This is a genomic window from Olivibacter ginsenosidimutans, assembly GCF_039542865.1.
In the GTDB taxonomy this organism is placed as follows: Bacteria; Bacteroidota; Bacteroidia; order Sphingobacteriales; family Sphingobacteriaceae; genus Olivibacter; species Olivibacter ginsenosidimutans.
Genome location: NZ_BAABIQ010000006.1, coordinates 170441 through 176720, shown reverse-complemented (window position 1 = coordinate 176720; position 6280 = coordinate 170441). Strand labels below are relative to the sequence as shown.

The 6280-nt window shown below is 38.4% G+C and carries 6 protein-coding genes; 5 read left to right on the top strand and 1 reads right to left on the bottom strand.

From position 1 onward, the window contains the following. Window positions 1-52 precede the first annotated feature (52 nt). From ABD930_RS06830 to ABD930_RS06810, 5 genes are all read left to right on the top strand, one after another. A complete protein-coding gene (locus ABD930_RS06830) occupies window positions 53-331 on the top strand; it encodes a transposase (protein WP_345230985.1) in 279 nt (92 codons plus the stop codon). Continuing rightward, on the top strand, window positions 328-1179 hold the full coding sequence (locus tag ABD930_RS06825; protein ID WP_345230984.1) for an IS3 family transposase: 852 nt from the start codon (window positions 328-330) through the stop codon (window positions 1177-1179). Before ABD930_RS06830 ends, ABD930_RS06825 begins: the two co-directional genes overlap by 4 nt. Window positions 1180-1367: 188 nt before the next feature. Next, window positions 1368-2549: an AAA family ATPase gene (locus tag ABD930_RS06820; RefSeq protein ID WP_345230983.1), complete on the top strand. Its 1182-nt coding sequence runs from the start codon at window positions 1368-1370 to the stop codon at window positions 2547-2549. Between the two features lie 401 nt (window positions 2550-2950). Further along, complete coding sequence (locus ABD930_RS06815) at window positions 2951-3340, top strand: hypothetical protein (protein ID WP_345230982.1); 390 nt, start codon at window positions 2951-2953, stop codon at window positions 3338-3340. Between the two features lie 32 nt (window positions 3341-3372). Then, on the top strand, window positions 3373-3633 hold the full coding sequence (locus ABD930_RS06810; protein ID WP_345230981.1) for a hypothetical protein: 261 nt from the start codon (window positions 3373-3375) through the stop codon (window positions 3631-3633). A gap of 964 nt (window positions 3634-4597) precedes the next feature. Here the strand turns inward: ABD930_RS06810 and ABD930_RS06805 are convergent. Further along, window positions 4598-6265: a sulfatase family protein gene (locus ABD930_RS06805; protein ID WP_345230980.1), complete on the bottom strand. Its 1668-nt coding sequence runs from the start codon at window positions 6263-6265 to the stop codon at window positions 4598-4600. Window positions 6266-6280 lie beyond the last annotated feature (15 nt).

The following is a 6280-nucleotide window of genomic DNA, read 5'->3' as shown; positions in this document are numbered from 1 at the left end:
GTACTCCCCAAAAACTGGACAACTGCATAAATGTTTAAATTAGCAGTTGAAAATGAAAAAGGAACGTAGAAAATTCAGTGCAGGCTTTAAGGCGAAGGTAGCCATAGAAGCGATCAAAGAGCAACAGACCATTCAGGAACTGGCAGTGAAATATGAGCTGCACCCTACACAGATCAATACCTGGAAACGTGAATTTCTGGCCAATGCCGAACAGGTGTTCGCCGGTGAAAAGAAAGAAGAGAAAGATGATTCGAAGGAGAAAGAACTCTATTCCAAGATCGGTGAGTTACAGATCCAGGTCGATTTCTTAAAAAAAGTGTTGGGGAAATGAGCATGGAAGAGAAACGCAAACTGGTTTCCCCGTCCGAAAAAAAGATCAGCGTTTCGGAGCAGTGCAGACTTATCGGCCTTCCGCGCAGCAACTATTATTATAAGCCCAAAGGTGAGTCACTGTACAACCAACAGCTAATGAAATTGATAGACCGAAAATTCCTTGACTGTCCCTTCTACGGGGTGGAACGGATGACATCCTACCTAAAACATGATCTAGGCCATCCAGTGGGGGAAAAGCGGGTAAGACGTCTTTACCACGTGATGAACCTCAGGGCTATCTGGCCCAAAAAGAACCTGAGCAAGGCAAATAAAGCGGATTATAAGTATCCCTATCTGCTCAGGGGGCTGAAAATCGAACGTCCAGATCAGGTATGGCAGGCCGATATCACCTATATCCCCATGTTCCGTGGCTTTATGTACCTGTTTGCCATCATCGATGTGTACAGCAGGAAGATCGTTGGCTGGTCGGTGGGCAACACGATGAACGTGGAATGGTGCAGGGATGTGCTGATGGAAGCTATAGGAAACTATGGGGCTCCCGAGATATTCAATACCGACCAGGGCTCCCAGTTTACTTCCCCTATATTCACCAAAGCACTGAAGGATAACAATATCGAAATTTCGATGGATGGAAAAGGCCGTGCGCTGGATAATATATTCATAGAAAGGTTCTGGGGTTCGATCAAAAGGGAGAAGATCTATATCAATCCACCTAATGGCGGAGTCGACCTGTACCGTCAGGTCAGGGATTACATCACCTTCTATAATTCAGAGCGAAGGCACAAGTCTATCGGAAAGGTTACACCGGATGAAAAATATGCAGACAAAGTGAAAAATGTATCTTAATTTAGTGATATTGTTGTCCAACCAATGGGGAGTATCATACCCAACTCAACCGTGTTATTCAAGCAATTAAAGAATTAGAAAAGAAACTTAATAATCTAATACCTACTAACTTTGATGAAACAACAACCCTTTTTGAATATGTAAATACTATAGACGCACTATTTGCAACAAAATGGAAAGACATCGCTTTGCTATCCGAAACATCAAGAATTAATGCTATTTCCAATTTAGCAAATAAAAATATTGACTTGCCAATGCATCCTTTTGAAGTTTCAACAAATGAACTTGATTCTGTTAATGCTAAATTGAAAGCTACTATTGAAGATTTATTTCGAAAAAACCCTTCTAAAGAGATAGAAGAATTAGAAAAGCAAATACAATTCCTTACTGACAAAAGTTTACTAAGTAAATTATTGGAACAAATTCTAGTTTTTGTTGCCGCCCACAAATGGTCGGCAAAGGCAGAAATCTCCGCTTCCGCTTTCAACACAAAATCCATCACTATTAAACAAGGAGAACTATTTACAATTCACATCACAGACAAATACACGGAAACTTTTAATACCGAGTGCAAAAAGCTCAATGCCCCAAAAGTTGTTCAAATAGCACAGAGAAATGCAAAAGGTTCAACTTTACGTAAGCTCCACGTTGCGGGGATCGTCGCAAATAGTATTTTGAGTGAGGGAGAGCAACGAGCAATTTCTTTGGCTGACTTTTTAACAGAGGTTCAGATGAACCCATTAAATAAAGGTGTTTTTTTTGACGACCCCGTTACATCACAAGACCATCACAGACGCGAAAAAATAGCCGAAAGACTAGTTGAACTTGCGCGTCAGAAACAAGTTATTGTTTTTACTCACGACATTGCTTTTTTTATTCGATTGAAAATTTATGCAGAAACAAAAGGTATTCTATGCAGCTTTACAACACTTAGAAATGCTGGAGGAAATCCAGGGGTGATAAGTCCTGACTTACCTTGGATTGCTCAACCAGTTAAGCAAAGAATTGGAACGTTACGAGAAAGGCTAGTCCGTTTGAAAAAAATTGAACACTTAGGAAATGAAGATGATTATCTTTTTGCAGCAAAAGCTTGGTACGAATTACTACGTGAAAGTTGGGAAAGAGCCGTTGAGGAAAGACTTTTTAAAGGTGTTGTAGAAAGATTTATGCTAGGCGTACAAACACAAAAATTAAAAAAGGTAATAATAACAGATGAGTTTTTAGACAACATCCAAAATGGAATGACTGAAAGTTCAAGTTGGATACACGATGCGGCTGCTGGACTAAATCCAACACCACCAGACACAACCAAAGCAGAGGAAGACTTTAATAAACTTAATGAGTTCGCGACTAAGTGTGTGCCAGCTTGACGGTCTCGTACGGCTTTAATTAGTATTCCTACATTTCAAGAACGAATCATCCTGTTAAGGTAAGAACCTTCCGGATTTAACAAGTGAGATAGGAATATTTAGCTCGATTGAAAACAGTAAAGCTGGTATATTTACTCAGTCAATTTCATTATATTTACATAATAACTTATTAAACCTATTTCAAAATGAAAAATTTCAAAACCGAACGTATGAAAGAAGCAATTAATGCGACAATTAAAGAACAGAAGAAGCATGTTCGCAGCCATTATCCCAATATTACAGACTTCGATAAAATGATATAAGAAAACAACCTAAAACATTCAAAAGCTTTGCTTAATACAGTAAATAACGGATCTAAACCATTACAACTTCATAAAACAGAAATAGTAAACAACCAAATTATGGCAACTATTAAAATATATGACTACGATATCCTACCTAGGGATGGGATGGATGCAAGGAAGCTTCATTTTTACTTCCAAGTATATGACGATGCCGGAAACAAAATAAAAGAAGGCTATGCCGACGTTGTAGTTACAGGATCGTTATTAGGTGTCTGGAGTCAATATCTACCGCAGAACCAAAACAAGACAGAATGGGAGGAAGCTTTAGCCAAATTCACACTAAAATTGATTGAAAATGAGATAGCAGATTTTTCGGTACAGGATATTCCAGAAAAAGACGTGAGAAGCCTTGAATTTAAATATTGGACTGGGAATGCTCCGGAAATAACCTTTGACCATAATGAAATTGAGAGCATTGACGGATATACAATCAACTTAGAATCATAGGAGCAACAACATACCAAACTAGAGTAAAAATCATGAAAATTGATGCCAGGCTTAATATCTTTGATACTACTGGTAACTATATTGCATTTGGGACATTGATTGATGAAGAAAGGCTCAATATTTATGATACCAACGGGAATTATATTTCCTTTGGAAGATTTATTGACGATGAACGATTCAATATTTTTGATATCAATGGCAACTACACATCTTTCGGAAGAATAGTAGATGATGAAATGTTCAGTATTTTCGACACAGATGGCAGTTATATATCATTCGGGAGAATTCTGTAAGTCAAGTGGTTTTAAATGGTTTGGAAACTGATTGCGCTACCAAGCGGGTAGAACTTATAGCTTTAGTGAACCGTAATCGAGTTGAGTAATAAGGACTTATTTATCAAAGTAAACAGAAAATAAAAAACAATAGATATTATTTTGATGTCTCAAATTTAGACATCAGACCTAGGTGGCTGAAGTTATTGGGAATCAAGTTCCATTTATATTTTAACATTTCCACTTTTGTAGTAAACCGGGAGTGTAACGTGAACTGTGTCATCAGATCAACCTAAAGCTAAACCCTGAAGTATGATGTACTTTCCCATTGTATTCGTCCTCCTATACCTAGGCATTGTTGCATTAGGTATTTATATACTATATCTCATCGCCGAAGGTTGGATAAACCGATCGCTTAGTTTGTGCATATGAATACAGATAGAAAAGTTACCGCCAACAGCCGTTTGCCGCAATGGGGGCTGACGTGGTTAAATCAAGTGCAGTGCTTCGTATCCGTCCGACGAACTACATGTTTGATTGCGGGGTAATATTGTTAAAGTTCTGCGGATAGAGATTCTTTAGATTTTTGTGGTTGATGGACATGATATTTTCCAAGGTATATTTCAAATATACGTTATTGTTGGAAATTTCGGTATCATTGATCACCCTATTTCGGAAATCATTGACCAAACAATACGAATAAGTTTGACCAGCTAAAAACCAGACTTAAACGTTCAAAGACACATCTTTTCGTCTTATTGTTTAATCAGCGACAATGGTCAATCCGCGACGGAATCCAGTGGTCTCCAGCTCCGAAATCTCTATAAATCTAGATACACCGAAAACNGCACAAGTCTATCGGAAAGGTTACACCGGATGAAAAATATGCAGACAAAGTGAAAAATGTATCTTAATTTAGTGATATTGTTGTCCAACCAATGGGGAGTATCATAATTTGGATAAAAGAACCGTCTACACAAGAGTACTAAATCTGCTTAGCAAAAATCTTGGCAGCATCCGTATCGTGGTATTGATCAATCAGATTTTTCAAGGTATCTTTTAGCTTTACGATAGTCTGTTGATAGGCTTGATCTGCATAGACATTGTGCAACTCGTGTGGATCTTTTTCTAAATCGTAGAGCTCCCAAGCCTCTTGTCCTTTGTAAAAGCGCACCAATTTATATTTTGACGTCGTGATGCCGAAATGTGGTGATACATGATGTGGCTCTGGGAATTCGTAATAATGGTAATAGCTGGCCTCACGTAGCTCAACTGCTTTTCCATTTGCCTGTAATATGGGCAGGAAGGATTGTCCTTGAATATCCTTTGGAATAGGTACACCTGCAATGTCTAATAAGGTTGGAGCCCAATCAATATTCAATACATGCTGATTTATTTTGGTACCAGGTTTGATTACACCAGGATATCGAATCACGAAAGGTGTGCGTAAAGACTCCTGGTAAATAAAACGTTTATCAAACCAACCATGCTCACCCATATAGAATCCCTGATCCGAACCGTAAACCACAATCGTATTTTCGGCTAGATCATGGTTGTCTAAATAGGCTAGTAATTTACCGATATTACGATCTAAAGCATTAGCCGTAGATAGGTAGTCTTTAATATATCGCTGGTATTTCCATTCAGTAAGCGCTTTACCGCTTAACTTTTTAGCATCAAATTCTTTAGATATTTTTTCGTAATATGCACTGAACTGTTTGCGTTGCTCTTCATTAAAACGTTGGTATAATCCACTGTTAAGTCGATTATTCAACCATTGCTCTTGTTCAGCAGTAAGTGTCTTGTCGCCAAAAAATTTCTGTTTAAGTTTTTCTCGCCTTTCCGGTAAATCGGCCATCGAATAATCCACATGGACTTTCAAATCTTCTTTTAAACGCATCGTGTTAGCAATCGTCATATCCTGATCAGCAGCAGCCTTCCTCCCTTCATAGCTATCATAAAACGTTTCTGGTAAAGGAAAATTCACCGAATCATACGCCCCTAAATCTGGTAAATCCGGCAGCCATTCACGATGGGTTGCTTTTTCACCCACCACCAGAAAAAAGGGTTTATCCTGATCGCGTTTATCTAACCACGATGTAGCCAAATCGGTTATAATATTGGTAATATATCCCGCTATACGTGTAGTATCATGCTGTTGATTGATAAAATCAGGGTTATAATAATTACCTTGGCCCGGCGGAATATTCCAATAATCAAAAGCATCTCCCGGTAAAGTACCCAAATGCCACTTACCAATCCAGGCCGTTTGGTAATCGGCCTGTTTTAGCAAACGACTAAACAACTGTTGGCTCACATCAAATTTCCCTTCGTTGGCTAGGTAACCATTAGCATGGCTATACTTACCGGTAAGTAGACTTGCCCTGCTTGGACCACAAAGCGAATTACCAACTAAAAAGTTATTAAAAATAGCTCCTTCTTTGGCAATACGATCAATATTAGGTGTTTTGGCATAAGAATTACCATACGCTCCTATGGCTTGGTAGGCATGATCATCCGAAAAGATAAAGATAATATTGGGTTTCTTGCTTGCTTTTACGCCAGATTGGTTACTATTATTACAACTATAGCAAACAAAAGCCCCAACAAGCAACACGCAAGCACTGTAAAAATAGCGTATAATAAAAGTCATTTTAAAAAGGGTTTA